The 24,687-nt window shown below is 69.3% G+C and carries 27 protein-coding genes; 15 read left to right on the top strand and 12 right to left on the bottom strand.

Features of this window, described 5'->3' with window-relative positions:
- Positions 1-296: 296 nt before the first annotated feature.
- Positions 297-1,601: a nicotinate phosphoribosyltransferase gene (gene pncB / locus ASC79_RS02955; protein WP_056019426.1), complete on the bottom strand. Its 1,305-nt coding sequence runs from the start codon at positions 1,599-1,601 to the stop codon at positions 297-299.
- A gap of 47 nt (positions 1,602-1,648) precedes the next feature.
- Here pncB and ASC79_RS02950 point away from each other — a divergent pair, with 47 nt between their 5' ends.
- The 6 genes from ASC79_RS02950 (at position 1,649) to ASC79_RS02925 (ending at position 5,148) form a co-directional block, all read left to right on the top strand.
- Positions 1,649-2,086, top strand: coding sequence for an SRPBCC domain-containing protein (locus ASC79_RS02950; protein WP_056019423.1), 438 nt, complete (start codon positions 1,649-1,651; stop codon positions 2,084-2,086).
- 44 nt (positions 2,087-2,130) lie between these two features.
- Positions 2,131-2,496, top strand: coding sequence for a YbaN family protein (locus ASC79_RS02945; RefSeq protein WP_056019420.1), 366 nt, complete (start codon positions 2,131-2,133; stop codon positions 2,494-2,496).
- 53 nt (positions 2,497-2,549) lie between these two features.
- Positions 2,550-2,732, top strand: a complete 183-nt coding sequence (locus ASC79_RS02940; protein WP_056019418.1) for a DUF3606 domain-containing protein — start codon at positions 2,550-2,552, stop codon at positions 2,730-2,732.
- 7 nt (positions 2,733-2,739) lie between these two features.
- Positions 2,740-3,507 (top strand): sulfite exporter TauE/SafE family protein, encoded by a 768-nt coding sequence (locus ASC79_RS02935; protein ID WP_056019415.1) that lies wholly within the window; start codon positions 2,740-2,742, stop codon positions 3,505-3,507.
- Positions 3,508-3,567: 60 nt separating this feature from the next.
- Positions 3,568-4,062 (top strand): hypothetical protein, encoded by a 495-nt coding sequence (locus ASC79_RS02930; RefSeq protein ID WP_156378310.1) that lies wholly within the window; start codon positions 3,568-3,570, stop codon positions 4,060-4,062.
- 264 nt (positions 4,063-4,326) lie between these two features.
- Positions 4,327-5,148 (top strand): alpha/beta fold hydrolase, encoded by an 822-nt coding sequence (locus ASC79_RS02925; protein WP_056019409.1) that lies wholly within the window; start codon positions 4,327-4,329, stop codon positions 5,146-5,148.
- On the opposite strand, the gene ASC79_RS21735 is transcribed toward ASC79_RS02925, so the two are convergent.
- A complete protein-coding gene (locus ASC79_RS21735; protein WP_369817290.1) occupies positions 5,067-5,660 on the bottom strand; it encodes an HNH endonuclease in 594 nt (197 codons plus the stop codon). The genes ASC79_RS02925 and ASC79_RS21735 overlap by 82 nt on opposite strands.
- Before the next feature lie 180 nt (positions 5,661-5,840).
- On the opposite strand from ASC79_RS21735, the gene ASC79_RS02920 reads away from it, so the two are divergent.
- Together ASC79_RS02920 and ASC79_RS02915 are read left to right on the top strand one after the other, a co-directional pair.
- Positions 5,841-6,761: a hypothetical protein gene (locus ASC79_RS02920; protein ID WP_056019407.1), complete on the top strand. Its 921-nt coding sequence runs from the start codon at positions 5,841-5,843 to the stop codon at positions 6,759-6,761.
- A gap of 18 nt (positions 6,762-6,779) precedes the next feature.
- Entirely contained in the window at positions 6,780-7,565 is a 786-nt protein-coding gene (locus ASC79_RS02915; RefSeq protein ID WP_056019404.1) for an SDR family oxidoreductase, read from the top strand.
- Here ASC79_RS02915 and rsmA read toward each other — a convergent pair.
- Positions 7,562-8,386, bottom strand: coding sequence for a 16S rRNA (adenine(1518)-N(6)/adenine(1519)-N(6))-dimethyltransferase RsmA (gene rsmA, locus ASC79_RS02910; protein ID WP_056019401.1), 825 nt, complete (start codon positions 8,384-8,386; stop codon positions 7,562-7,564). The genes ASC79_RS02915 and rsmA overlap by 4 nt on opposite strands.
- Before the next feature lie 49 nt (positions 8,387-8,435).
- Positions 8,436-9,236, bottom strand: coding sequence for a hypothetical protein (locus ASC79_RS02905; protein WP_056019398.1), 801 nt, complete (start codon positions 9,234-9,236; stop codon positions 8,436-8,438).
- A 108-nt stretch (positions 9,237-9,344) separates the two neighbouring features.
- Between ASC79_RS02905 and ASC79_RS02900 the strand changes: the two genes are divergently transcribed.
- Genes ASC79_RS02900 through mtnN form a run of 3 tightly spaced genes read left to right on the top strand, consistent with a single transcriptional unit; the run spans position 9,345 to position 11,400 of the window.
- A complete protein-coding gene (locus ASC79_RS02900; protein ID WP_056019396.1) occupies positions 9,345-10,382 on the top strand; it encodes a flagellar hook-length control protein FliK in 1,038 nt (345 codons plus the stop codon).
- The gene (locus tag ASC79_RS02895; protein ID WP_056019394.1) at positions 10,379-10,651 is read left to right on the top strand and encodes an EscU/YscU/HrcU family type III secretion system export apparatus switch protein; all 273 of its coding nucleotides are present in this window, start codon (positions 10,379-10,381) and stop codon (positions 10,649-10,651) included. Before ASC79_RS02900 ends, ASC79_RS02895 begins: the two co-directional genes overlap by 4 nt.
- A gap of 20 nt (positions 10,652-10,671) precedes the next feature.
- On the top strand, positions 10,672-11,400 hold the full coding sequence (gene mtnN, locus ASC79_RS02890; RefSeq protein ID WP_056826574.1) for a 5'-methylthioadenosine/S-adenosylhomocysteine nucleosidase: 729 nt from the start codon (positions 10,672-10,674) through the stop codon (positions 11,398-11,400).
- Here mtnN and greA read toward each other — a convergent pair.
- The 8 genes from greA to lptF all read right to left on the bottom strand — a co-directional run bounded on the left by greA (position 11,384) and on the right by lptF (position 21,439).
- Positions 11,384-11,863: a transcription elongation factor GreA gene (gene greA / locus ASC79_RS02885; protein ID WP_056019388.1), complete on the bottom strand. Its 480-nt coding sequence runs from the start codon at positions 11,861-11,863 to the stop codon at positions 11,384-11,386. The genes mtnN and greA overlap by 17 nt on opposite strands.
- A gap of 12 nt (positions 11,864-11,875) precedes the next feature.
- Positions 11,876-12,490, bottom strand: a complete 615-nt coding sequence (locus ASC79_RS02880; RefSeq protein WP_056019385.1) for a class I SAM-dependent methyltransferase — start codon at positions 12,488-12,490, stop codon at positions 11,876-11,878.
- Entirely contained in the window at positions 12,490-14,313 is a 1,824-nt protein-coding gene (locus ASC79_RS02875; protein WP_056019382.1) for a DUF885 family protein, read from the bottom strand. The genes ASC79_RS02880 and ASC79_RS02875 overlap by 1 nt, the downstream gene beginning before the upstream one ends.
- 82 nt (positions 14,314-14,395) lie before the next feature.
- Positions 14,396-15,406, bottom strand: a complete 1,011-nt coding sequence (pdxA, locus tag ASC79_RS02870; protein WP_056020951.1) for a 4-hydroxythreonine-4-phosphate dehydrogenase PdxA — start codon at positions 15,404-15,406, stop codon at positions 14,396-14,398.
- Complete coding sequence (locus ASC79_RS02865; protein WP_056019379.1) at positions 15,406-16,770, bottom strand: peptidylprolyl isomerase; 1,365 nt, start codon at positions 16,768-16,770, stop codon at positions 15,406-15,408. Before ASC79_RS02865 ends, pdxA begins: the two co-directional genes overlap by 1 nt.
- Positions 16,771-16,828: 58 nt before the next feature.
- A complete protein-coding gene (locus ASC79_RS02860; protein WP_056019376.1) occupies positions 16,829-19,138 on the bottom strand; it encodes an LPS-assembly protein LptD in 2,310 nt (769 codons plus the stop codon).
- A 55-nt stretch (positions 19,139-19,193) separates the two neighbouring features.
- Positions 19,194-20,297, bottom strand: a complete 1,104-nt coding sequence (locus tag ASC79_RS02855) for an LptF/LptG family permease (RefSeq protein ID WP_056019373.1) — start codon at positions 20,295-20,297, stop codon at positions 19,194-19,196.
- On the bottom strand, positions 20,294-21,439 hold the full coding sequence (gene lptF / locus ASC79_RS02850) for an LPS export ABC transporter permease LptF (protein ID WP_056019370.1): 1,146 nt from the start codon (positions 21,437-21,439) through the stop codon (positions 20,294-20,296). The genes ASC79_RS02855 and lptF overlap by 4 nt, the downstream gene beginning before the upstream one ends.
- Before the next feature lie 153 nt (positions 21,440-21,592).
- On the opposite strand from lptF, the gene ASC79_RS02845 reads away from it, so the two are divergent.
- The 4 genes from ASC79_RS02845 (at position 21,593) to ASC79_RS02830 (ending at position 24,684) form a co-directional block, all read left to right on the top strand.
- Positions 21,593-23,068, top strand: a complete 1,476-nt coding sequence (locus tag ASC79_RS02845) for a leucyl aminopeptidase (RefSeq protein ID WP_056019366.1) — start codon at positions 21,593-21,595, stop codon at positions 23,066-23,068.
- 139 nt (positions 23,069-23,207) lie between these two features.
- Positions 23,208-23,912: an alpha/beta hydrolase gene (locus ASC79_RS02840; RefSeq protein ID WP_056019363.1), complete on the top strand. Its 705-nt coding sequence runs from the start codon at positions 23,208-23,210 to the stop codon at positions 23,910-23,912.
- A complete protein-coding gene (locus ASC79_RS02835; RefSeq protein ID WP_056019360.1) occupies positions 23,909-24,367 on the top strand; it encodes a DNA polymerase III subunit chi in 459 nt (152 codons plus the stop codon). The genes ASC79_RS02840 and ASC79_RS02835 overlap by 4 nt, the downstream gene beginning before the upstream one ends.
- On the top strand, positions 24,364-24,684 hold the full coding sequence (locus ASC79_RS02830; RefSeq protein ID WP_056019356.1) for a peptidase inhibitor I78: 321 nt from the start codon (positions 24,364-24,366) through the stop codon (positions 24,682-24,684). The genes ASC79_RS02835 and ASC79_RS02830 overlap by 4 nt, the downstream gene beginning before the upstream one ends.
- Positions 24,685-24,687: the final 3 nt, after the last annotated feature.

Raw genomic sequence — 24,687 nt, 5'->3', positions numbered from 1 at the left:
CCCCGAGGCATCTCCAAGCTGACGGCTCATTTCGGCGGTCAAAGGACCGTGATAAGGCAATATCGTGGCGCGGGTATGATTCATATCCCTTGCCCAATATGGGATTGAGTCAAAAATTATATCATTGGGTATGATTCGAGAGCCGAGCCCCACGGGGGCCGGCTCGATCGATGCTGAACTTGACCGTACAGCCTGGACGCGCACTGAGGCGCGTAGGACAACCCCGCAAGCCGTGAGAGAAGTGCGCTTGGCGCGGTTTGGTTGCAGCGCTTTGAGTGAGACGATTTGGCGCAGCGTCAGACGCTGACCGCATGGGCGTGGCGGCCGGCCTGGCCGAAGACGCGGAGGTAGCGGGCGATTTCAGCCGGGTCGCCGGTAGCCTTTTCGGGGTTGTCAGACAGCTTTACGGCGGGGCGGCCGTTGGCCTGCGTGACCTTGCAGACCAGCGAAATCGGGTCGAGGGCGTCGCCGCCGTCGGGCAGGCAGCCCTTGAAGTCGTTGGTCAGGTTGGTGCCCCAGCCGAAGCTCATGCGCACGCGGCCGGCGAAGTGGCGGTGGGTTTCCTCGATCGAGTCGATGTCCATGCCGTCGGAGAACACCAGCAGCTTCTCGCGCGGGTCGCGGCCCTTGGCCTTCCACCAGGCCACGATCTCCTCGCCGCCCTCGATCGGTGGGGCGCTGTCAGGGCGAAAGCCGGTCCAGTCGGCGACCCAGTCGGGGGCGTCGGCCAGGAAGGCGCGGGTGCCGAAGGCGTCGGGGAGGGCGACCAGCAGGTTGCCGCCATAGGTGCGCCGCCACTCGTCGAGCACGCGGTAGGGGGCGGCGCGCAGCTCGGCGTCGGTGTCGGCCAGGGCGGCGGCGACCATCGGCAGTTCGTGGGCGTTGGTGCCGATCGCCTCGAGGTCGCCGTCCATGGCCAGCAGGACGTTGGAGGTGCCGAGCACGGCCTCGCCCAGGCCCTCCTTCAGCGCCTCCACGCACCAGCGCTGCCAGAGGAAGGAGTGGCGCCGCCGCGTGCCGAAGTCGGAGATCAGCAGGCCGTCCAGCCTGCGCAGTCGCTCGACCTTCTCCCAGAGCTTGGCCTTGGCGCGGGCGTAGGTGATGTCGAGCGCGAACCGGCCCTGGCCGCGCAGGACGGTGCGGGTGCGCAGCTCGTTGATGATGGCCAGGGCCGGGATTTCCCACATGCTGGTGTGGGTCCAGGGGCCGTGGAAGCTGAGCTCGTACTGGCCCTCGCGCCTCGTCAGCTCGTAGGACGGCAGGCGGAAGTCGGCGAGCCAGCCGATGAAGCCCGGTTTGAACATCTGGGTCTCGCCATAGAAGGTGTTGCCGGCCAGCCAGATCAGCTCCTTCCTGGAGAACGACAGGGTGCGGGCGTGGTCGAGCTGGGCGCGCAGTTCGCCCTCGTCGACGATGTCGGCCAGGCGGACGTGGCGGGTGCGGTTGATCAGAGAGAAGGTGGCCTGGACGTCGGGGTGCAGGCTCCAGATCAGCTGCAGCATCAGCAGCTTGTAGAAATCGGTGTCGAGCAGGCTGCGGATGATCGGGTCCAGCCGCCAGCCGTGATTGTAGGTCCGCGTCGCGAGGTCGGTGTTGGCCATGGCTCGACAATGGCAGCCGAGGCGGGATTTGCGAATATAGTCGCGCCATGCATCAGATCCGCACCGAGGCGATCATCCCGGCCACGCCGGACCAGGTCTGGGCCGTGCTGGCCGACTTCGCCCGCTATGGGGAGTGGAACCCGCTGAACCTCGAGGTCCGCGGCGAGGCGAGGCTGGGGACGCGGGCCAAGATGGTGTTCCGGAACCTGGCGGGGCGGGGCGTCGTGCGCCAGACCGTGCGGATCGTGGCCGCCGAACCCGGACGGGAGCTGGCCTGGTCGGGCCACGTGCCGCTGCTGTTCGCCGGCCGGCACGGGTTCCTGCTGACCCCGCACGCGCAGGGCGCGCACGTGCTGCACACCGAACTGCTGGGCGGGCTGCTGCCGGCGACCTGGAGCAAGGGCAAGATCGCGCGCGACTTCGTCCCCGCCTACGAGGCGGTCAATGTCGCGTTGGCCAGGCGCCTCGCAGATTTGGCCGCCTGACCCCCTATCGCCGCGAAGGCTTTTGAGAGAGACTCTCAATTGGCATGACGCGCGCGCTTTATCTGGTTTTGGGCTTGGGGTTCACCGCGTTGGGCATAGCCGGCGCGTTCCTGCCGCTGCTGCCGACCACGGTGTTCCTGATCCTCGCCGCGGCCTGCTTCGCCAAGTCGTCGCCGCGCATGGAAGCCTGGATCCTGAACCACAAGCAGTTCGGGCCGCTGGTCCGCGACTGGCGCGCCCACGGCGCGATTCCCCGGCGGGCGAAGGTGCTGGCCTGCACCGGCATGGCGGCGGGATTCGCGATCTTCCTGCTGTCGGTGCATCCCGGGCTATGGCTGGGGCTGGCGGTGGCCGGGGCGCTGGGCCTCTGCGCGGCGTTCGTGGTCAGCCGGCCGAGCGCGCCGCAATAGGGTAGGCGCCGCCGGGCGGACTTGGTAGGCCAGGGCCGATCACGGAGGCGATCATGGCCGAACCCAAGGGCAAGCGGGACTTTCGCGACAACGTGCGGCTGGACATCCGCGAGCGCCACGAGGTGGCGTTCTGGGCCAAGCGCTGGGGCGTGAAGCCCGACCAGGTGATCGCCGCGCACCGCAAGGTCGGCCACAACGTCAAGGACATCGCCGCCGAGCTCGGCAAGCGGAAGTAACGTCCCCCTGCTGACCGATCCCTTCTTCTACGCCATCGCGATTCCGGCGGTGATCCTGCTGGGCCTGGCCAAGGGCGGGTTCTCCGGGATCGGGGTGATCGCCGTGCCGATGATGGCGCTGGCGGTCTCGCCGGTGCTGGCCGCCTCCATCACCCTGCCCATCCTGATCGTGCAGGACGTCGTCAGCGTCTGGTCGTTCCGCAAGACCTGGGACAAGAGCGTGCTGGCGATCATGCTGCCGAGCGCGGCCGGGGGCATCGCCCTGGGCTATTCGCTGGCGGCGTTCGTCAAGCCCGGGGCGGTCGAACTGGCGGTCGGGGCGGTCTCGATCGTCTTTGCGCTGATGCGGCTGTGGGCGGAGCGCGGCTCGGCCCCGCTGAAGCCGGCCAAGGCCGAGAAGCTGCCCTGGCGCGGAGTGCTGGCGGGCGTGGCCGCGGGCTTCACCAGCCAGATCGCCCATGCCGGCGGGCCGCCGTTCCAGATCTACGTGATGCCCAAGAACCTGCCGCGCGACGTGTTCATCGGCACCAGCGCGATCTTCTTCGCCGTGGTGAACTGGATGAAGGTCCCGGCCTATTGGGCGCTGGGGCAGTTCACGCGCGAGGCGATGATGACGGCCCTGGTGCTGCTGCCGCTGGCCATCGCCTCGACCTGGGCGGGGGTCTGGCTGGTTCGGCGCGTTCCGGCCGGGAACTTCTACCGCATCATCTATGTGCTGCTGATCGCGGTCGGATCGAAGCTCGCCTGGGACGGCGCGGCCTCGCTGCTTGGATAGCGCCTTACCAGCGCCCATATCGGCTGCTTAAGCTGTAGCGCGCTTGGAGGCGCCCCTAGCATGCGTACGCGTTCGATTTTGGCGGCTGCCGCCGTGTTGGCCCTGACCACCGGGGCGGCTCATGCCCAGGAAGCGATGAGCACCGCCGGCGCCACCGGCGTCGCGCCCTCCGAGATCGATCTCGCCGCCGCCGAACCGGCCCCCGTCGCAACCCGGGCCGCGCCGCCGGCCGAGACCCTGGACACCGCGCAACAGATCGAGCGCTGGTTGGCGGAGTCGCCAGCCGCGACGACGACGCCGGAAGAGGCGTTCGGCGAAGGCGTGCGCCTGCCGCGCGAGCGCAGGATCCACGGCGAAGTCGGGGTGGCGGTCGGCACCGGCGGCTATCGCAGCGGCTACATCACCAGCGTCATGCCCCTGGGCGAGAACGGAACGCTGGCCCTGACCTTCGGCCAGGAGAAGAACGGCTATCGCCAGTACTGGGGCGGCGGACGCCCGCCGTTTGGCGGTCCGTATGAGTACGGCTATCCCGGCTATCCCGGCTATCCGTACTGACCCGACGTTCGATCAGCGCCGGCGAGGCTTGACCGTAGCGGCCTGAAGGGCACGAGATCATGCCTCGTGCGTTAGCGACCCGGGATGATTGTCATTTTCGTCGCCTAGCCTGCGCCGCGCCGATCTGCGGCAGGGCGTCGACGTGCGCGCCCCAAAGACGAGCAGTCGGCCAGATCGCGGCAGGACTGCGCCAGTTCGCGTTTCATGCCCATGGGCTGTCATGCGACGGCTCGCGCGGGCGCCAGCAGCACCAGGGAGACGACCATGGCCTTCATCACCACCAAGGACGGCACGAAGATCTTCTACAAGGACTGGGGCAAGGGGCAGCCGGTGCTGTTCTCGCATGGTTGGCCGCTGACCGGCGACGCCTGGGACGGCCAGATGCAGTTCCTGGGCTCGCAGGGCTATCGGGTCATCGCCCACGACCGGCGCAGCCATGGCCGCTCGGACCAGACCTGGGACGGCAACCACATGGATCAGTACGCCGACGACCTGTCCGAACTGATCGAGTTCCTGGACCTGAAGGACCTGGTGATGGTGGGGCATTCCACCGGCGGCGGCGAGGTGGCGCACTATCTGGGCCGGCATGGCACCAAGCGGGTGGCCAAGGTCGTTCTGCTGGGCGCGGTGCCGCCGTTGATGCTGAAGACCGAGGCCAATCCGGAAGGCACGCCGATCGAGGCGTTCGACGGCATCCGCAAGGGCGTGTTCGACGACCGCAGCCAGTTCTACAAGGACCTGACCATGCCGTTCTACGGCTACAACCGGCCGGGGGCGAAGATCTCGGAAGGCGTGCGCGAGAGCTTCTGGCTGCAGGGCATGATGGGCGGGATCAAGGGGCAGTACGACTGCATCCACGAGTTCTCGGAGGTCGACTACACCGAGGACCTCAAGAAGATCGACAAGCCGACCCTGATCGCCCACGGCGACGACGACCAGATCGTGCCGATCGGCGCGGCGGGGCTGAAGTCGGCGAAGATCGTCCCGGGCGCCCAGCTCAAGGTCTATCCAGGCGCGCCGCACGGCCTGGCGACCACCCACCAGGATGAGTTCAACGCCGACCTGCTGGCGTTCATCAAGGGGTGAGGGGGCGGGGCGGCGTATGGGCCCCCAAGAGCATTGAAGGCGATGACCTCAGCTGATTGTTGAGTAGCTGAGGTTGCGGCCTGCTGTCCAAAATCCTGACCGTCCCAGGGGGCGGAAGCGAGCTGTGCCATGAAGATGTCGAACTCGGCATCTCTGACAGCCTCAGCTTCTCGGAATATACGCTGCAACAATTCGCGCACCCGTCGGCGTGGTTGAGTGCATTGAGGCCAGTAGCCCTTTCGCAGTTGCCACCGCCGTATCCGATGGAAAACCTTAGCGCTGTAGAACCCCGAGCGCGAAATATTGCAGGCGCGGCACGCTGCGACGAGATTATCCTTGCTGTTTGAGCCGCCCAACATACGGGGTGTGACGTGTTCAACGGTGGCACCGTCTCGCCGTGTACCGTCCATGTGCAGACGGCCCGAACAGTAGGCGCATCGCCAATTCTGTGCCTCCGCCAATCTTAGGCGATGTTTGCTGTGACTCTTCGCCAACTCCGATCCCCCAACCACTGACCTTCACCAGCGCGAACTTCAGGTATGGCGCTGATGCGACAGTTTCGGTCGCTGGCGGGCGCTCACCCCTTATCCGAAGGAGGGTCGCTGATATTCAAACGGTTGTTCGAAACTGATGTGCGTGGCTCTATACGAGGCGACGCGCCGCCGCCGGCGCGTCCCTGCCAGGAGACACCCATGAGCTTCGACACGCCCATCAGCCTCGCCGGACCGCTGCGCAAGCCGCGTCAGATGCTGGCCGATCAGGAGTATGGCGGCCATTCGTCGATCCATGACGACGCCATGGCCGAGAAGCTCGGTTTCCGGGCCGGGCCGATCGAGGGGCCGACGCACTTCAGCCAGTTCCAGCCGCTGCTGGCCAGGATCTGGGGGCAGCGCTGGTATGAGAGCGGCTGCATCTCGTCCCACTTCCTGAACATGGTGGTGGAGGGCGAGGAGGTCCGCGCCTTCGCCGAGATCCCCGCCGAGGGCGCGACGACGACGCGGGTCTGGGCCGAGAAGGCCGATGGGACCCCGGTGCTGGAGGCCAGCGCCAGCGTCGGCCCACAGACGACGCCGAGCCTGCTGGAGGCGCGCATGGCGGCCCTGCGTCCGCCCGGCAAGCTGCTGATCCTGGAGGACCTGAAGGTCGGCATGACCGGGGCCAAGGAAGAGCGCGTGCGGATGGACGCCGACCAGAACATGGGCGCGCTCTATCCGTTCAGCCTGAACCAGAAGCTGGACGGGATCACTGAAAACTCGCCCTGGTACTCCGACGCTGCGGCCTCGCCCTGGGGCCGGGCGATCATCCCGTTCGAAATGCTGAGCGTGCTGTTCGAGTACTCCAGCCGCGAGGCGGAGTTCCCCGTGAAGGGACCGGCCGTGGGGCTGTTCGCCGACCAGGAGATCAAGGTCATCGACGGGCCGTTGTTCGTCGGCGAGGAGTACGTGCTGCGCCGCGAGATCGCCGCCCTGGCAGAGAGCAAGCGCACGGAATCCTATTGGGTGCGGACGCGGGTGTTCGACGCCAAGGGCGAGAAACAGGTCGCCGAGATGCTGCTGAACCACGCCAGCATGAAGAACTCGTACGCCGGCTATGCCGACGCGGCTCAAGCCTGATCAAAAGGACGTATTTCCATGGACGTTAAGGGCAAGGTCGTCGTCGTCACCGGCGGCGCCGAGGGGATCGGGGCCGGACTGGCCCGGCGCTTCGCGCGCGAGGGCGCCAAGGCGGTGATCGTGGCCGATCGCAACGGCGAGGGCGCGGCGGCGGTGGCCAAGGAGATCGGCGGCGAGGCGGTGACGCTGGACGTCAGCGAGGGCGCGGCGGTGGCGGCGATGGTCGCGGACATCGAGGCGCGCCATGGCGGCATCGACCTATTTTGCTCCAACGCCGGGGTCGGCGACGGCGATCCCGACAAGCAGAACGCGGCCTCGTCCCCGGACGCGGTCTGGAACCGGGCCTGGAACGTCAATGTCATGGCCCACGTGCATGCGGCGCGGGCGGCGATCCCGGGCATGCAGGCGCGCGGCGGCGGCTATCTGCTGAACACGATTTCCGCGGCGGGGCTGCTGTCGCAGATCGGCGGGGCGGTCTATTCGACCACCAAGCACGCGGCGGTGGGCTTCGCCGAGTCGCTGGCCATCACCCATGGCGACCAGGGCATCAAGGTCTCGATCCTGTGCCCGCAAGGCGTCGACACCGCCATGCTGCGGCAGGGCGACAGCGCTTCGCAGCCGCAGAACCTGGACGGCGTGCTGAGCCCCGACGAGGTGGCCGAGAGCGTGGTGCAGGGCCTGGCGGCGGAGAGCTTCCTGATCCTGCCGCACCCGGTCGTGCTGACCTACATGCAGCGCAAGACCGCGGACTATGACCGCTGGATCGGCGGCATGCGCCGGCTGCGGGCCAAGATGTTCGGCTAGCGCCGACGCAGGGCGTCGGCGAGCGCCAGGAAGCCCGGGATGTCGATGGTTTCGGCGCGGGCTTCCGGCGCGATGCCGGCGGCCTCGCAGAGTTCGGCGCCGCCGAGGACCTTGAGGCTGGAGCGCAGCATCTTGCGGCGCTGGCCGAAGGCGGCGGCGGTGACGCGCTGGAGGGCGTCGAGGCGCTCGGGCGACGGGCGCCCCTCGCGCGGGGTCAGCCGCGCCACCGCAGACGCGACCTTGGGCGGCGGGGTGAAGGCGCGGGCCGGAACGTCCATGACCACGGCGGTGTGGCTGGTCGCCTGGGCGATGACCGAGAGACGGCCATAGGCGTCGGATCCCGGCTCGGCGGCGATGCGGTCGGCCACTTCCTTCTGGAACATCAAGGTCATGGAGGCGGGCGTGAAGGCGCCCGTCAGCCACTTGATCAGCAGCGGCGTGCCGACGTTGTAGGGCAGGTTGGAGACGATGTGGGCCGGCGCGCCGGCGGCGACTTCGGCCTCGTTGGTCTTCAGCGCGTCTTCCAGGCGCAGGGTGAGCGCGCCGCCGGAGGCGACGGAGAGCTCTTCGAGCAGCGGCGCGAAACGCGGGTCGGCCTCGACGGCGGTGACCTTGGCGCCGGTTTCCAGCAAGGCGCGGGTGAGGCCGCCCGGACCAGGCCCGACCTCGATCACGTGATCGCCTTCGCCGACCTCGGCCAGCCGGGCGATCTTGCGGGTGATGTTGAGGTCGAGCAGGAAGTGCTGGCCGAAGCTCTTCTTGGCCAGCAGGTCGTGCTCGGCGAGGGTTTCACGCAGGGGCGGGAGCTGGTCGAGGGTCATCGCCGCCCGCAATAGCAGGCGCGGCCGCCGAAGGGCAGGGCGATCGCGGTCATGGGCGCTTCGGCGCCAAGCTGTCCAGGCGCCGATAGAGAGCCTTCACTTCCTCGCCGTTCGGATCGGCGGCGAACGCGCGGCGGGCGCAGACATAGGCCTGTTCGAAGTGATCGACGTTGCGGCGCTGGGCCTCGAAGAGGTCGGCGTGAACCGCGCCCTCCATGGTGGCGACGATAGCGCGTTCACGGTCGGCCATCTGGAGGCGTGCGGCCCGAAGCTCCTTGATGGTCGCCAATGCGCCGCGGGCGTCGCCAGCCTCGCGCTGGAACCGGGCGAGGTGGATCGAAACGTCGATTTCGGGCGGTCCGCCACGCTGCAGAACGATGCGCCGCCAACCGCCAGCGATCACGACGCCGGCGCGCCAGGCCTGGCTGCGCTTGAGCGCGCGGGCCTGGTCGTGGCGTGTCTCGACGTTCGGCAGTTCGCCGGCCTGATGGCTGCGGTAGGCCTGCACGATGGTGTCGAGATCCTCACGCGAGGGCGGCCGGAGCGGCACGAGGCCGCGGATTTCCTCGTAGGCCGCATTCTCTGCGCGCTGGTCGGCGGGCGTGGCGGCGAGCACCGCGTCACGCAGGGCCTCGCCGGACACCACGGTTCCAGCGCCGAAGCGAACCATGGGCAGAGTTCGGGCGGCGGTGAAGCTGACGCGCCGGGCGGCCAGATCGACGGCCGAGATCACCAGGAGGTCCTCGCTTTCTCCGTCATCGAACCCGCAGCCGAGCAATAGCGTCACGTCGGCGGCCGGGCTCTCCAGCCACCTGACCACCTCGATGCCTGCGATCTCGAATTCCGCCATGCGCTGCTCCTCCTGTCGACCAGACCGAGGTGGTAGGCGATCCCTCCTTAAGCCCGCCTTCACTCCTGCGCGGTAAGGTCTCGGCAACTTTTGGCAGATGAGTCGCCCGTGTCGATCACGCCGATCCAAGGCCCGCTGACGCCCCAGGTGGTCATACCGGTGACGCCGGTGCGGCCGGTGATTCCGGTGACGCCGCCCGCCGCGCCTTCCATCGACATCGATCCCGGCCAGGTCGGGGCGCAGATGCTGGCGCAGACTGCGCAGCAGGCGGCCACGCGCCAGGGCGGGCTGGCCCCGCTGATGGCGGACCTGACCCAGGCGGCGGGCAATCCGGCGCTGCCGGGGCCGGTGCGCTCGGCCGCGGCGCAGGTGCTGGCCCAGGCGACGCCCTTCGACGCGCGGGTCGGCGGCGGCGACGTGGCCAAGGCGCTGTCGCAATCGGGGCTGTTCTTGGAAGCGAGGCTCGCCGCCGCGCCGCAGGTCTCGCCGATGGGCCAGGATTTGAAGGCCGGGTTGCTGGTGCTGCGCCAGGCGCTGAGCGCGTGGCTGGCCGGGGCGCCGCGCTCGCCGGACGCCCGCGCGCCGGCGAAGACGCCGCCGCCGCCCTATCGCGCGGGCGGGCCACGGGCCCAGCCCTCGGCGACGCCCAGTCTGCCGCTCGACGCCTCGCCCAGCACGATCGGGCAGAGGCTGTTGGCGGAGACCGAGAGCGCGGTGGCGCGCCAGGAGCTGTTGCAGATCGCCTCGCTGCCGGCCGGCGCCGAGGAGCCGGTCGCCGCGCAGGTGACCCGCTGGATGTTCGAGATGCCGTTCACGACGCCGCAGGGGGCGGCGGTGGCGCAGTTCGAAATCAGCCGCGATGGACGCGGCAAGGGCGGGGAGGCGGAGCCGACCTGGCGGGCGGCGTTCTCGCTGGACATCGAGCCGCTGGGACCGATTCACGCGCGGGTCTCGCTGGCGGGCGGGCAGGCGATCGTCGGGCTGTGGGCCGAGCGCGAGAGCGGGCTTGCGCGGCTGGAGGAAGGCCGCGAACTGCTGGGCGCCGCGCTGGCGCGGGCCGATTTCCGCGCCGAGATCGCCGTGCACGCCGGCGCGCCGCGGTTGGCGCAGCCCGAGGCTGGGCGGCTGGTGGACCAGACGTCATGAGCGAGGACGCGCGCAAGACCCTGGCCGTGGCCCTGACCTATGACGCCCCGCAGGCGCCGCGCGTGGTGGCGAGCGGACGGGGGCTGGTCGGGCAGAGGATCATCGAGGCCGCGCAGGCGCACGGCGTGCCGATCCAGAAGAACGCGGTGCTGGCCGAGGCGCTGTCGAGCATCGAGCTGGAAACCGAGATTCCGGAGCGGCTGTATGTGGCGGTGGCCGAGATCCTGGCCTTCGTGCTGCGCGCCGCCGAAGACGGGCAGCGCCGCTGAGGCCGTGCTAAGCGGGGCGCATGCACGCGATCCTTTGCGCCACCCCTGAAGAGATGGACGCCCTGCGCGGGGTCCTGCACGCCGATCCGCAGCCGGAGATTCACGGGCCGACCAGGGTCTGGCGCGCCCGGCATGCGGGCGAGGCGGTCGTGCTGGCGCAGGCCGGGATCGGCAAGGTCAACGCCGCCGCCGCCGCCACGCTGCTGCTGTCGATGTTCGGCGCGCGGACGCTGATCTTCTCTGGCGTGGCCGGCGGGCTGAACCCGGCGCTTGCGGTGGGCTCGGTGCTGCTGGCCGAGCGGTTGGCGGTGCACGACTACGGGATCGTCACCGCGGGCGCGTTCACGCCGACGGCCTATGGGGTGATCCCGGTCGGGGCGCCGGTGCTGAGCGCGCCGGAGCCGGTCGATGAGGCAGTGCGGGCGGTGCTGGCCAGGCTGGCGCAGGCGGTGAGCGGCCGACTGGACGCGCGGCTCGGCGGGGTGGTGACGGCGGACTACTTCCTGAACTGCGCGGCGACGCGCGATGAGCTGCACGCGCGGCTGGGCGCCGACGCCATCGACATGGAGTCGGGCGCGGTCGCGGTCGTGGCGCGGGCCTGGGGCGTGCCGCTCTACGTGATCCGGACGCTGTCGGACCTGGCCGGCGGCGACAGCCACCTGACCTATGACGAGATGGTCGAGGCCGCGGCCGGGAACTCCGCCGCCTGCGTGGAGACGCTGCTGGAGATGCTCAGGCGAGCGCCGTGATCTCGACTTCGGCGCCGTTGACGTCGGCCAGGTCGCCGACGCGCTTGCCGAGCAGGGCGCGGGCCAGGGGCGAGATGTAGGACACCGAACCGCCGGCCGGATCGGCTTCGTCCTCGCCAACGATGGCGTAGGTCTGGCGGCGGCCGTCCTCGCGCTCGAAGGTGACGGTGCGGCCGAACTGGACGGTGTCCAGGGCGAGGTCCGGCTCGACCAGCTGGGCGCTGGCGCGGCGGGCGCCGTAGTAGCGCAGGTCGCGGGTCGCCCTGGCCATCGCCGTGCGGTCGGCGTTCACGTCGCCGCCGGTCTGGGCCGCGCTGTAGGCGGCGCGCGCCTTGGCGAGTTCGTCCTCGATCTGGGCCAGGCCCTTGGCGGTGACCAGGTTGGGGTGCGGGGAGATCGGACGATCAGGCAGGTCGGCGGCGGCCGACTCGCTGTCCCCCTCCTTGGTGAAGGCGACGCTCATAGGGGCATTGTCTCAGGAAGCTGCGGTCATGAAAACGTCGTAGCGCAGGGTCTTGCCCACGATCTGGTGAGAGGGCGGCCGCAGCCCCGGCATCGGCGGCCCCTTGCGCGGCCATTTCAGGACCACGCGTTTGCGGGCGCAGGCCAGCGCCGCCTGCATCAGTTCGAGCTGGTCGGGGTCGGTCCCGACGAGGTCGCGGAGCAGGCGCATGTCCTTCTTCACCAGGGCGGTGGAGGTTCGCTCCGGGTGCATGGGATCGACGATGACCACGTCCGGCGACAGGGTCGGCAGCAGCAGGCGGGCGTCGCCGTGCAGCAGGGTCATGCGGGCGACGACCTGCGCGGTCTGCGGATCGGCCGCGGCGGCGGCCAGGCCGGCGGCGAGGCGGGCGTGGACGTGGGGCGAGCGCTCGATCAGCGTCACCTGCGCACCCAGCGAGGCCAGCAGGAAGGCGTCGCGGCCCAGGCCGGCGGTGGCGTCGACGATGGTCGGCGTGACGCCCTTCACGAAGCCGGCCGCGCGGGGCAGATCCTGGCCGCGGCCGCCGCCGAAACGATGGCGGTGTCCGACCGCGCCGCCGACGAAGTCGATGGTCAGCTCGCGGGCGAGGTCGGCCGGGTCGCTCATCAGCGTTGGGACACCGTCCACTGGTCGACCACGCGCTCCAGCACCGCCAGCGGCAGGGAGCCGCCGAGCAGGACCGCGTCGTGGAAGCCCTTGACGTCGAACTTCGGGCCGAGGGCGGCCTTGGCCCTGGTGCGCAGGCGATCGATCTCGGTATGGCCGATCTTGTAGCCGCAGGCCTGGCCCGGCCAGACGACGTAGCGGTCGATCTCGTTCTCGGCCGCGCCCAGCGGCAGACCCACCGTCTCGCGCATATAGGCGATGGCCTGCTCGCGGCTCCAGCCCTTGCCGTGGATGCCGGTGTCCAGAACGATCCGGGCGGCGCGGTAGAGGAACGACTGCAGCCAGCCGATCCGGCCGGCCGGGTAGGCGTCGTACATGCCAAGCTCGTCGCCGAGCTGCTCGGCATAGAGGCCCCAGCCCTCGCCGTAGGCGGTGAAGCCGATGTTCTTGAACAGCATCGGCGAGGCGCCGGCTTCCTGGACGAGCGCGCCGTGGAACAGGTGGCCGGGGACCGCCTCGTGATAGGTGAGGGTGGGCAGCGCCCACTTGGCCCACTCGGTCGTGTCGCGCAGGTTGATGTAGTAGGTGCCGGGCCGCGAACCGTCGAGCGAACCGCTTTCGGCATAGCCGCGGGGGGCGCCGATCTCGATGGCCGGGGGCACGCGGCGGATTTCCATGCCGCCCTTGGGGATGGTGTTGAACATCTTCGGCGCGGCGGCTTTCACGGCCGCCATCTGACGGTTCAGCTCGGCCAGCAGCGCTTCACGGCCCGCGTCGGTGTTCGGGTAGAACTGGGCCGGGTCCTTGGCGAAGGCGTCGAGGCGCGCGGCGACCGAGCCCTGGGTCAGGCCCTGGGCCTTCAGCAGCGGATCGAGGCGGGCGGTGAGGTCGGCGACCTGCTCCAGGCCGATCTTGTGCGCCGCGTCGGGCGTCAGGTTGGTCGTGGTGTGGAAGCGCAGCGCATACTCGTAGTAGGCGGCGGTGATCTGCTGGCGCGAGACGGTGGCGTCGTGGACGGCGGTGCGGCGCTGGGCGGTCAGCAGGTCGATCTGCTGCGCCAGCGCCTGGGCGACCGGACCATCGACAATGACGGCGGCCTTGGCGGCCCAGTCGGTCCCCAGACCCTTGGCGGCGGCGCGCCGGCCCACGGACGCGGCGAGGCCGGAGGTCTCGCCGTTCTGCGCGGCCAAGGCGTTCATTTGGGCCAGGGCCTTGTCGAGGATGAAGTCCGGCGGCACGAGGCCCTGGGTCGCGTTCTCCTTGGCGCGGGCGGTCTCGTCGTTCATCGCCTTGGCGAAGTCGGTGAGGCGCGCGAGGTAGGCGTCGGCGTCGGCCTTGGTCTCGATCACGTGCTTGGTGTCGAGGGCGTCGGGGACCTTCTGGTAGCAGCCGGTCAGCTGGCTGAGCACGTAGGGCACGGGGTAGTCGTAGGAGTCGACGCCGACGAAGGCGAAGCGCGCGCCCTCGGCGCAGCGGTCGGCGAACCAGGTGATGGTGTCGTATTCGGTGACGCTGCGCCCGCTGAGGGCCGAGCGGTCGATGGCCTGCAGCGCCGGGCGAGCGTCGATCAGCGGTTGGAACGAACCCATGCGGCCGGCGGTGGAGCGGTCGCCGACGCGCGACTTCAGCGGCGCGCGGGCGCCCTTGTCGAGGCCCAGGCCGGAGGCGTTGAGCGGGTCGGCCGCCAGCATGCCTTCGAAGATCTGGTCGTAGACCTTCAGAGCCTGCGCCTGCGCGTCCGTGTTCTCGGCGCGAGCGGGCGTCAGGGCTCCAAGGCTCGTGACGCCGGCGGTGGCGGCAAGCAGGTGGCGACGATTAAGCATGGACAGGAATTCCCCCGGATCAGAGCGGGCAAGAGGACATGCGTGGGCGGAGTCGGCAAGGCCGCCGGCGACGAGGCCGGCCCTAGACGCGTCGTGCGGCGATCTCGCCGGCCATGCGGATGGCGGCGATCAGGCTGTCGGGCCGCGCGAGCCCCCGGCCGGCGATGTCGAAGGCTGTGCCATGGTCGGGCGAGGTGCGGACGATGGGCAGGCCAAGCGTGACGTTCACGCCGCCCCAGAAGTCGAGCATCTTCACCGGGATCAGCGCCTGGTCGTGATACATGCAGACCGCGGCGTCGAACCTGGCGCGGGCGGCTTCGTGGAAGAGGCTGTCCGCCGGGGTCGGGCCGGTGGCGGCGACGCCTTGCGCGCGGAGCGCGGCGACGGCAGGAGCGATGATCTCGGCGTCTTCGCGTCCGATCGTGCCGTCCTCCCCGGCGTGCGGGTTGAAGCCGGCGACGGCGAGGCGAGGTTCGGCGATCCCGAAGTCACGGCGCAGGGCCTGGGCCGTGACGAGGCCGGCGTTGACGATCTTGTCGACGCTGAGCGAAGCCCCGACCTTGGACAGGGGCTCATGCACGGTGACCAGGGTCGTGCGCAGTCCCTCGACCGCCAGCATCATGATCGGGCCGCGGGCGCCCTGGTAGTTGGCGGCGGCGGTCAGCTCGCCGAGGAACTCGGTATGGCCGGGGAAGCCGAAGCCCGCCTCGTACAGCGGGGCCTTGGCGATCGGAGCGGTGACCAGGCCGCTGACCGCGCCCGAGAGCGCCAGACCGACCGCGGTTTCGATCCAGCGGATGATGGCCGGCGCGGCGGTCGAGGACGGCTGGCCGGCGATGACCGGGCTGCGCAGCGGGATGTCGAGGACAGGCAGGGCGTCGGCGAAAACCGCGACCGCCTCCTTGGTCGTCGTGACCCGGCGCACCGTGCGCATGCTGGAGCCTGAGGCCGAGGCCAGCGCCTGGAAGTCGCCGACCACCACGAAGGCTGGTCCGCTGGCCCGCAGCAGGTTCCAGGCCTTGACGATGATTTCGGGGCCGACCCCGGCCGGATCGCCGAGGGTCAGGGCAAGAGGCGGCTGGTCGGGCGCGATCACCGGGTCTCGATCGTCGCCGAGGTCCGGAGGTCACGCATGTAGCGGCGGGCGATCATGCTGAGCTGCTGACCATAGAGGCGGCTTTCGATCTGCTCGGCGGTGAGGCTCTCGGCCCCGCCGGCGCGCTTGTCGCAGACCGCCAGGATATGGAGGCCGGCGTTGGTGCGGATCGGCGCCGACACCTGGCCGGGCTGAAGGGTTTCGATGGCCTGACGGAAGGCAGGGGCCAGGTCCTTGATGTCGGCCTCGCCGAGGTCGCCGGCGACGACGCCATTGACCGTGGCGGCCTTGGCTTCGATGTCGCTGCAGCTGGTGACCTGACCGCGAAGCGTCTCCAGCGTCGCCGTGGCGGCGGCGATCTGGGCTTCGGTGGCTGTCTGCGGCAGGGCCACCGCGGCCTGCTTCAGGTGGACGACCGAGGCGCTGGCGCCCGTGCGCTTGTCGCGCAGGAAGATGATGTAGACGCCGTCGCGGACGGGGATCGGCTGGGACAGCTGACCCGGGCGCATCTGCTCGAGGGCAGCGTCGATCTCAGGCGCCATTTCACCGGCGGTGACCCAGCCGGCGTCGCCGCCGTTGGCGGCCGTGGCCGAGGCCGAGAACTGGCGGGCGACGGCCGGGAAGGGCGCGCCCTGCTGCATCTGGCCGACCAGTTGGGTCGCCCCGCTCATGGCGGTCTCCATGCCGCCGACGCGGTTGGCGTCGATGAAGACCTCGCTGATCTGGAACTGCGGCTTGGCGGCGGCGGCTTCCATGCGCTGGCGCACGGCCTTGACCTGATCTTCGCCGACCCGCAGGCGCGAGCCGTACCGGCCGCGGATCCAGCGCTGCCAGCTGATCTGGGCGCGGACCTGGTCGCGCAGGGTGCTGACGCTGATGCCTTGGCCGGCGAGCGAGTTGGTGAACTGCTCGAGCGACATGTTGTTGTTGCGGGCCATGTCCGTCAGCTCTTCGTCGACCTCGGCGGGGTCGGCGATGAGGGAGATCTTCTGCTCCTTTTCCTGACGGCGGAGCTCCTGGATCTGCAGGCGCTCGTCGACCAGGGAGACCAGCGCCTCGCGCTGGAACTGGGCGATGTTCTGCTGGGTCGGCTGGATGCCCGAGGTGGCGATCAGCAGACGCATCCGCTGGGCCAGGTCGTAGGTCGAGATGATGTCGTCGTTGACCACGGCGGCGACGGATTCCGACAGGCCGCGGGGCGCAGCCGGCGCAGCCGGCGCGGTCGGCGCAGGCGCAGCGGCGGCGGGAGCGGCGGCAGGCGCTTGGGCAAACGCGTACTGAGGGGCCGCGGCGGCGGCGAAGGCGGCGGCCAAAGCGACGCCGCGCGCCGCAAGGCCCGTGACTTTACGCGCGCGGTTCATGGATGAGGTCTTCCTTAGCGTAGCCGTAGCAGGCGGCGCCCCGGGGCGGCCGCGGTTGTCAGTTGCCATATATCGGTTCGCCCAATGTGGCGAGGGTTAGGCGGAACCCGATAGACTCGGTCGCGCCCAGACGATTGGCGATCGCGTCCTCGCGGCGATAGTAGACGTCCAGCCGCAGACACTCGTCCCGGTAAGCTACGCCGATATCGCGAACGACCCAGGCGTCGGCGGCCAGATCGCGATTGCCGTAGGCCGTGAAGGACCAGTTCTTGGTGATGAACACCTCGCCGCCCAGGTCGACGTTCTCGACCCGGCCGTTGGTGTCGAGCGCGATGGGGTTGGAGCGGTCGCGCAGGTAACGGACGTAGCCAAAGCCCCACTTCGACGAGACGTTGGCCCCGGCTTCGGCGCGGGCGATGTCGAAATCTTCCGAATCGAGCCGGGCGCGAGTGAACAGCGAGAGGCCGCGGACCGGCTCGGCCGAGGCCGCGACGATCCAGTCCGATTCCTTGGGCCGAAGGCCGCTGGCCTCGGTGAAAACGTCATTGGTCTTGGTGCGCAGCGAGCGGCCGACCAGCAGGCTGGCCCGGCGGCCGTCGTCCCAGAGGATCGAGGCGCGTCCGCCGACATTGGCGCGCAGGCCGTCCTCATAGAGGTCGTAGCCGGGGAACTTGTTCGGGCGGAACAGATTGGTTTCGTCGAACTCGAAGGCGAGGCTGTCCTCGTTCAGGTAGATCGGCGCGCCGGCGGCGTCGCGGCCGAGGACGACCTGCTTGACGTCGGGCGACAACGCAACTTGAACAATCGGTTCAAGAACTGCCGTGAAGTTGCTGTAACGCTTGAAGAAAGGATAGCTGACATCAGCCCCGGCGACCCCGAGCCCGCGGATCAGGTCGTCCGAGCGCGAGCCGTTCGACAGCACGCCCTGGAGATTGTCGTCGATCGAGTAGGCGTCGATGCGGGCCTGGACGTAGGGCGACACCACGACGCCCGACTTCGAAACGAACGTCGTGCGCCAATCGACCTCGCCGGTGGCGCGGCGGCTGTCGAGGCCGTCGAGACGCTCCGGCGGGGCGTTCAGCGGCGACTGGTCCCGGGTCAGGGCGACGGCGCTGGCCCGAACGCGCAGGCGGCCGCCGAGAACTTCCGGCGCCGCTTCCCAGCGCGACTCGATAAGCGGGGCGACGATCGGGAAGGTCCGGTCGTTGTCGTCGGGGCGCAGGCCCTGGATCGTGAAGGCCGCGGCGGAGAAGTAGGACCGCTGGCCCTCGCGGATCGTATAAAGCTGGCTGATCAGGCGGCGGTCGTCGGCCACGTAGGGGCCGCGCGCCTCGTAGACGCCGCCGATGTCGTACTTGTCGAACAGAAGGTCGTCGGACGTGCGCTCCGCCGTGAAACCCCAGCGCCAGTTGTCGTTGATGGCGAAGGCGCCCGCAGCGAGAATGTAGCTGTGCGAGGTCTCGTCGCCGCTCTGGCCGTCGGGCGCGGCGATGTCGTCGTCATAGGTGTAGCCGAACCGCGCCTCGAGCCCGCCGGAGTAGAACCGCTTGCGCAGTTTTCCATTGAGCAGCGGGTTAACTTTCGTGTTGATTTGAGGGCTTAGCGTCAAATCTGCAGACGGCGAGAGCACGAAAAGATAGGGCTGCTCGTAGGAGAAGCCCCGGCGATCGGAGAACGAGATTTCCGGGGGCAACAGGCCCGACTTGCGCTGCGCCTGCGGGTCCGGGTGCCAGAAGATCGGCAGGTAGATCAGGGGCACGCCCTTCACCTGGATCACGGCGTTCCGGTAGTAGACGAGCTGGCGTTCCTTATCCTGCACGACCTTGTCGGCCTTGATCGACCAGGTCGGCGCCTTGGCCGTCGTGCCGTCGGGCGCGCAGATATCGCAGGGCGTATAGATCGCGCGGTTGAGCTCGTTGATCGTGTCGGAGCGATGGACGGCGCTCGCCGAGGCCATCTTGACGTTCTGTTGCAGGCGGGCGGCGAAGCCGGTGGCGACCCCGGCCTTCATCTCGTCGTCGAGCACGATCTCGTCGGCGTACTGGACCGAGCCGTCGGCGTTGATGATCGAGGTGTCGCCGCGGGCCCGCATCAGGCCCTTCACTTCGTCGTAGACCAGTTCCTGGGCGTGGAGGGTGCGGCCCTGGTAGCGGACCTCGACTTCGCCCTTGGCGGTCGTGATCTTGTTCTTGTCGTCGCGAATGACGAGGTCGGCTTCCATGTAGAGCTGACCGGGGGCCAGGCCGTCGGGCGAGGGCGGCGCGACTCGCGCGGCTTCCTGCGCCTGGGCCGCGCCGCAGAACACCATCAGCGCCACGCCCGCAAGCAGGCCGCGCTTGGCTGAGGCTGAACGCCTGCCGAGACTCATGAACTCCCCTCGCGCGGATCCTGACGCTTGATGCATAGCCGGTCAGACCGGCGATTCAACCGTCTTCGGTGTAACAGAGCAGCGCGAGGCCGGACAGCAGCGCTACGATCGGGGGCGCCCAGGCCGCCGCGAACAGCGGGATGATGTCGGCGCCGGCGAGCGCGCCCGAGAACTCGTTGAAGAAAAATACGATGAAACCGAGCCCGACCCCGGCGCCGGCCAGGCCCGCCAAACCGCCAAGCCGCGCCAGGCGCAGCGAGAAGGCGGCGGCGAGGATCGACATGGCCGCGAACAACACCGGCGTGGCGAGCAACTGCTGGAAGCGAAGGCGGTAGCCGCTCGCCGAGAAGCCGGCCTGTTCGGTCAGGCGGATCGCGTCGGGGAGCCGCCAGAAGGCGACCGACTGCGGCGCGGCGAACCGCTCCATCGCCGACTCGGCGTCGAGGGTCGAGCGGATCGACAGCGATTCCGAGCGCACCGAGCTTTCGCCGGCGCTGGCCTCGCGCACGTCCCAGAGCTTCCAGTAGCCGGGATAGAGCTGGGCCTCGGCCGCTTCCAGGCGGCGCTTGAACTCGGGGCGGCCGGCGCGGTCCTTCTGGTAGACGAAGACCGAAACCGCCTTCAGGCGCACGCGGCCCTGCTCGGTGTCGCGCTGCTTGGCGTGGATGACCATCTGGGTTCGGTCGTCGCCCTGGCGCAGCCAGACCTCCTTGGGCGCGTCGGTCAGATAGTTTTCCATCAGGTTGGCGCGGTCGGACTCGTAGCGGGCGCTGAAGGCCGCGGCGAGGGGATTGAAGACCAGCACCACCGCCACGCCGATCAGGAAGGCGACGGCGGCCGACGGCAGGATGAAGCGCCAGGCCGAGACGCCGGCGGCGCGCATGGCGACCAGCTCCGAGCGCCGGTTGAGGCCGACATAGGCGGCGATGCCGCCGAACAGGAACACGAACGGCAGCAGCAGCAGCACGACCGAGGGCGCCTGGAGCAGGGTGAGGCCGAAGAGCTGGGCGACGCCGACGTCGGCGCGCACCGCCACTTCCCGCGACAGGTTGACGAACGAGACCAGGATGATCACCGCCGCGATGACCGCCAGGGCGGCGCCGACCCCGCTCAGGGTGCGGCCCATCACATAGCGCTCGAGCTTGCCGGCGCCGATCATGCCGCGGCCTCCCCGTGCCGGCTGATCCTGTGAGGTTTCAGCCGCATGTCGATGAAACGGGACACCTTTTCGCGGAACACGCTGCGCAGGCCGACATAGGTCGCCACGATCGGTACGACATACTGCAGGATGTTGAGCCAGGCTGCTTCCTCGGACGCCGCCTGAACGACGAAGCCGAGGATGCGGAAGCCGACCGCGACCGCGCTGAGGATCGCGATGCGCCGCCCGTAGCCCATGCGGCTGAAGCCGCCGCCGATGATCGCGGCGAAGGCCAGGGCCATCAGGGCGATGTTGTAGAGCGGGCTGGCGATGCGGTTGTGCCCCTCGGCCAGCAGCTTCAGCTCGTTGCGCTTTTCCCAGTCCTGCGTGAGGTCCGGGAACAGCAGTTCATGCAGATAGCGGTCGGACGGCTTGAAGTGGATCAGCTCGTCGGTGCGCATGAACGGCGACAGGTCGTATGGGTAGTCGTCGAAGGTCAGGTAGTTGAGGACGTCGGCCTTGTCGAACTCCTGCATGGAGCCGCGATGCATGGCCAGGACCGGCTTGCCGTTGCGCTTCTCCAGGCGGCCTTCCTCGGCGGTGTAGGTGGTCGCGCCGCCGCCATCCTTCTCCTGGTGGATGAAGAGGTTGTGGATCAGGCCGGTGGCGTCCACCGACTGGGCGTAGACGGTCAGGCCGGGCGCCGGATTGGTGAACTCGCCCTCGCGGATGAGGGTCGAGGCCAGGTCGGTGCGGACTTCGAACAGCGTCTCGCGCATTTCGCGCGCAGCCAGCGGCTGGACCCAGAAGTTCATGACCATGGCCACGAGCGTGATCATCGTCGCCAGCCGCAGGGCTGGGGCGATGACCCGCCAGCGGCTCATGCCGCCGGCGAAACAGACCACGATCTCCTGCTCGGTGTGCAGGCGATTGAGCGAGACGAGGGCGGCGACGAACACCGCGATCGGCAGCACCATGTTCACCAGCTGGGGCATGGCCAGCAGGGTCACCTTGGCGAAGACGAGCGCGCTCTGCCGCTGGCCGACGATGAGATCGAGGGCCGAAAGGCTCTGCGAGAGCAGGGCGACAGCCGCCAGGGCCGCCGTGGCGAGCACGGTCGGTCCGAGGAGCTGGCGGAGCAGATATCGATCGATCAGCAGCATGACAGAAAAGTAAGGTTCGGCCGGGGATTTTGCGCGCCCTGGGCGTGAACCTGCTCTAAATCATGCGTCGCCGCGTCATACAACCGCCGCAGGTACGGCGAAGCTTGCTGGCAGGACGGGCGCGGGCCCAATTCTTATCGGAGTTCGAGACTGATGGAGATCGAGTTCATCGCGGCCGGCGCCGCGCTTTCTGAGAAAAGCGCACTGGCCCTGGTGGTGTTCGAAGGCGCCCTGCTGGACGGCGCGGCCGGCCAGGCCGACGCCCAGGCCGGCGGCGCGCTGGCGCGGGCGGCGAGCGCGCAGCGCTTCACCGGCGCCAAGGGCCAGGTCCTGGACGTCATCGGCGCGCCGGGCGCGGCCGGGCGCATCCTGCTGGTCGGCGCCGGCAAGAAGGACGGCTTCGACGACGTGGGCGCCGAGCACGCAGCGGCGAGCGCCTACAATGCGGTGAAGACCTCCGGCCTGACGACGCTGCGCATCGAGCTGCCGCAAGGCGGTTCGGCGGCGCGCGCGGCGCTGGGCGTGCGGCTGGCCTCCTACCGGTTCGACCGTTACCGGACCAAGGAGCCGGCGGACAAGAAGCCCTCGATCGTGAAGGCGCAGGTCGTTGCGGCCGACGCCGACAAGGCGCTGGCCGACTTTACGCCGCTGGCCGCCCTTGCCGACGCCATCGCCTTTTCGCGCGACCTGGTCTCCGAGCCGCCGAACGTGCTCTATCCGGCCGAATTCGCACGCCGGGTGAAGGCCCTGGAGAGCCTCGGCCTCGAGGTCGAGATCCTGGGCGAAGCCGAGATGGAGAAGCTTGGCATGGGCTCGCTGCTTGGGGTCGGCCAAGGCAGCACGCGCGAGAGCCAGCTGGCGGTGATCAAGTGGTACGGCGCGGCCGACAAGTCGGCCCAACCGATCGCCTTCGTCGGCAAGGGCGTGACTTTCGACACCGGCGGCATCTCGATCAAGCCGGCCGACGGCATGGAAGACATGAAGTGGGACATGGGCGGCGCAGGCGCGGTCGCCGGCCTCATGCACGTGCTGGCCGGCCGCAAGGCCAAGGTGAACGCCATCGGCATCCTCGGCCTGGTCGAGAACATGCCTGACGGCAACGCCCAGCGTCCCGGCGACGTGGTCACCTCGATGTCGGGCCAGACCATCGAGATCATCAACACCGACGCCGAAGGCCGCCTCGTTCTGGCCGACGCCATCTGGTACTGCCAGGACCGCTTCAAGCCGAAGTTCATGGTCGATCTGGCCACCCTGACCGGCGCCATCATCATCAGCCTGGGCAACGACTACGCCGGCCTGTTCTCGAACAACGACGAGCTGTCGGGCAACCTGCTGGCGGCCTCGGGCGTCGAGGGCGAGCCGCTGTGGCGCATGCCGCTGCCGGCGCAGTACGACAAGAACATCGACTCGATGATCGCCGACATGAAGAACACCGGCGGCCGGCCGGGCGGTTCGATCACCGCGGCGCTGTTCATCCAACGCTTCGTCAACAACGTGCCGTGGGCGCACCTGGATATCGCCTCCACCGCCTGGAAGAAGCCGTCCACCATCCCGACGATCCCGGACGGTGCGACCGGCTATGGCGTGCGGCTGCTGAACCGCATGGTTCAGGACAAGTACGAAGGCTGAGCGTGAATTTCCCTCTCCTTCACGGGGAGGGACAGGTCGCGTAGCGACCAGGGTGGAGGCCCGAGCCCGCGGGCCCCACCCGTCTCGTCGCTGCGCGGCGATCCACCCTCCCTGCCCGGGGGAGGGAGAGAAAGGTCCCATGCGATTCATCCTGCTTCATAGTCCGCTGACCGGGCCCGCGGCCTGGGGGCCGGTCGCGGCCGAGTTCGCGGCGCGGGGGATCGAGGCGACGCGGCCGGTGATCCCGCCGATGGCCGCGCTCGCGGCGCCCTACTACGACAGCGCCGCGCGCGCGGTCGCGGCCCAGGTGCTCAGCCAGGGCGGGCCGTTCATTCTGGCTGTCCATTCGGCGGCCGGGGGGCTCGCGCCGTCGATCGTCGCCGCGAGCAACGGGCAGGTGCGCGGCGTGCTCTATGTCGACGCCATCCCCCCGCATCCGGGCCGCTGCTGGTTCGAGACGGCGGGCGACGGCCTGGTGGCGAGCCTGAAATCCAAGGCTGAGGACGGCATGATCCCGGCCTGGGACCAGTGGTTTCCGGCCGGCGCGTTGGAAAGCCTGATCCCCGAAGGCCCGCTCCGCGACCGGTTCGTCGGAGAGCTCGCCCCCACGCCGATGAGCTGGTTCGAGGAGGCCGCGCCGCAGATCGACTTGCCCAAGGACGTGGGCTGGGGCTTCCTGCGGTTGTCGAAGGCCTATGAGCGTGAGGCGGGCGAGGCGCGGCGGCTGGGATGGCCGACGCTGCGGCGGGACCTGCACCACCTTTCGATGGCCACGCATCCTGGGGAAGTGGCGAGCGCCATGCTGGCCCTGACGCGGCTGTTGGGATTGAAGGTGGCGGCTTGAGCGAAGCGCCTTGCGAGGTCTGGTTCTACCACCTGGAGCGGTCTGGGCTGGACCAGGTGCTGCCCGACCTGCTGGAGCGGACGCTGGGACGTGGCTGGAAGGCGATCGTCCGCGCCCGCGAGGCGGAGCGGATCGAGCATTTGGATGGGTGGCTGTGGGCCTATCGTGACGACAGTTTCCTGCCGCACGGGACCGCGGACGAGCCGCAGACGGCGCGCCAGCCGATCCTGCTGACGACGGCGATGGACAATCCGAACGCCGCAGACGTTCTTTTCGTGGTCGATGGCGCCGATCCGGGAGACCTTGCCGGATACGCCCGATGCATGATCGTGTTCGACGGTCGCGATGAGGCTCAACTCGCCGTGGCGCGCAGTCAGTGGAAGGTCGTGAAGGCCAAGGGCCATCCTGCCGTCTACTGGAAGCAGCAGGAGAGGGGATGGGAGAAGCAGGCATGAAGAAGATCGTCATCCTCGGTGCGGCGCTGATCGCGCTCTCGGCTTGCGCCGACAGTCCGCCCGTTCCGCCCCCGGCGCCGCCGAAACCTGCGCCCGCGCCGCCGGCGCCGCCGCCGCCTGAACCCGACAAATGCGGGGCGGCCGACGCCCAGAAGTATGTCGGACGGCCGCGCACCGAAATTCCGGTGCCGGTGCTGCCGAACCTGCAGCGGGTCGCCTGCACGACTTGCCCGGTGACGATGGACTTCAACGAGCGCCGGCTGAACTTCTTCTACGACGCCGCCACCGGCGTCGTGAAAGAGGTCAGGTGCGGCTGACGC

Source organism: Phenylobacterium sp. Root1290 (assembly GCF_001425305.1).
In the GTDB taxonomy this organism is placed as follows: domain Bacteria; phylum Pseudomonadota; class Alphaproteobacteria; order Caulobacterales; family Caulobacteraceae; genus Phenylobacterium.
Note: the sequence above shows the minus strand (reverse complement) of the source record. Positions and strands in the feature narration are given on the sequence as shown.

Coding starts and splice junctions, on each gene's coding strand:
- pncB (WP_056019426.1), bottom strand. CDS start 1,601: ATGGCCAACACCGACCTCGCGACGCGGACCTACAATCACGGCTGGCGG.
- ASC79_RS02950 (WP_056019423.1), top strand. CDS start 1,649: ATGCATCAGATCCGCACCGAGGCGATCATCCCGGCCACGCCGGACCAG.
- ASC79_RS02945 (WP_056019420.1), top strand. CDS start 2,131: ATGACGCGCGCGCTTTATCTGGTTTTGGGCTTGGGGTTCACCGCGTTG.
- ASC79_RS02940 (WP_056019418.1), top strand. CDS start 2,550: ATGGCCGAACCCAAGGGCAAGCGGGACTTTCGCGACAACGTGCGGCTG.
- ASC79_RS02930 (WP_156378310.1), top strand. CDS start 3,568: ATGCGTACGCGTTCGATTTTGGCGGCTGCCGCCGTGTTGGCCCTGACC.
- ASC79_RS02925 (WP_056019409.1), top strand. CDS start 4,327: ATGGCCTTCATCACCACCAAGGACGGCACGAAGATCTTCTACAAGGAC.
- ASC79_RS02920 (WP_056019407.1), top strand. CDS start 5,841: ATGAGCTTCGACACGCCCATCAGCCTCGCCGGACCGCTGCGCAAGCCG.
- ASC79_RS02915 (WP_056019404.1), top strand. CDS start 6,780: ATGGACGTTAAGGGCAAGGTCGTCGTCGTCACCGGCGGCGCCGAGGGG.
- rsmA (WP_056019401.1), bottom strand. CDS start 8,386: ATGACCCTCGACCAGCTCCCGCCCCTGCGTGAAACCCTCGCCGAGCAC.
- ASC79_RS02905 (WP_056019398.1), bottom strand. CDS start 9,236: ATGGCGGAATTCGAGATCGCAGGCATCGAGGTGGTCAGGTGGCTGGAG.
- ASC79_RS02895 (WP_056019394.1), top strand. CDS start 10,379: ATGAGCGAGGACGCGCGCAAGACCCTGGCCGTGGCCCTGACCTATGAC.
- mtnN (WP_056826574.1), top strand. CDS start 10,672: ATGCACGCGATCCTTTGCGCCACCCCTGAAGAGATGGACGCCCTGCGC.
- greA (WP_056019388.1), bottom strand. CDS start 11,863: ATGAGCGTCGCCTTCACCAAGGAGGGGGACAGCGAGTCGGCCGCCGCC.
- ASC79_RS02880 (WP_056019385.1), bottom strand. CDS start 12,490: ATGAGCGACCCGGCCGACCTCGCCCGCGAGCTGACCATCGACTTCGTC.
- ASC79_RS02875 (WP_056019382.1), bottom strand. CDS start 14,313: ATGCTTAATCGTCGCCACCTGCTTGCCGCCACCGCCGGCGTCACGAGC.
- ASC79_RS02865 (WP_056019379.1), bottom strand. CDS start 16,770: ATGAACCGCGCGCGTAAAGTCACGGGCCTTGCGGCGCGCGGCGTCGCT.
- ASC79_RS02860 (WP_056019376.1), bottom strand. CDS start 19,138: ATGAGTCTCGGCAGGCGTTCAGCCTCAGCCAAGCGCGGCCTGCTTGCG.
- ASC79_RS02855 (WP_056019373.1), bottom strand. CDS start 20,297: ATGATCGGCGCCGGCAAGCTCGAGCGCTATGTGATGGGCCGCACCCTG.
- lptF (WP_056019370.1), bottom strand. CDS start 21,439: ATGCTGCTGATCGATCGATATCTGCTCCGCCAGCTCCTCGGACCGACC.
- ASC79_RS02845 (WP_056019366.1), top strand. CDS start 21,593: ATGGAGATCGAGTTCATCGCGGCCGGCGCCGCGCTTTCTGAGAAAAGC.
- ASC79_RS02840 (WP_056019363.1), top strand. CDS start 23,208: ATGCGATTCATCCTGCTTCATAGTCCGCTGACCGGGCCCGCGGCCTGG.
- ASC79_RS02830 (WP_056019356.1), top strand. CDS start 24,364: ATGAAGAAGATCGTCATCCTCGGTGCGGCGCTGATCGCGCTCTCGGCT.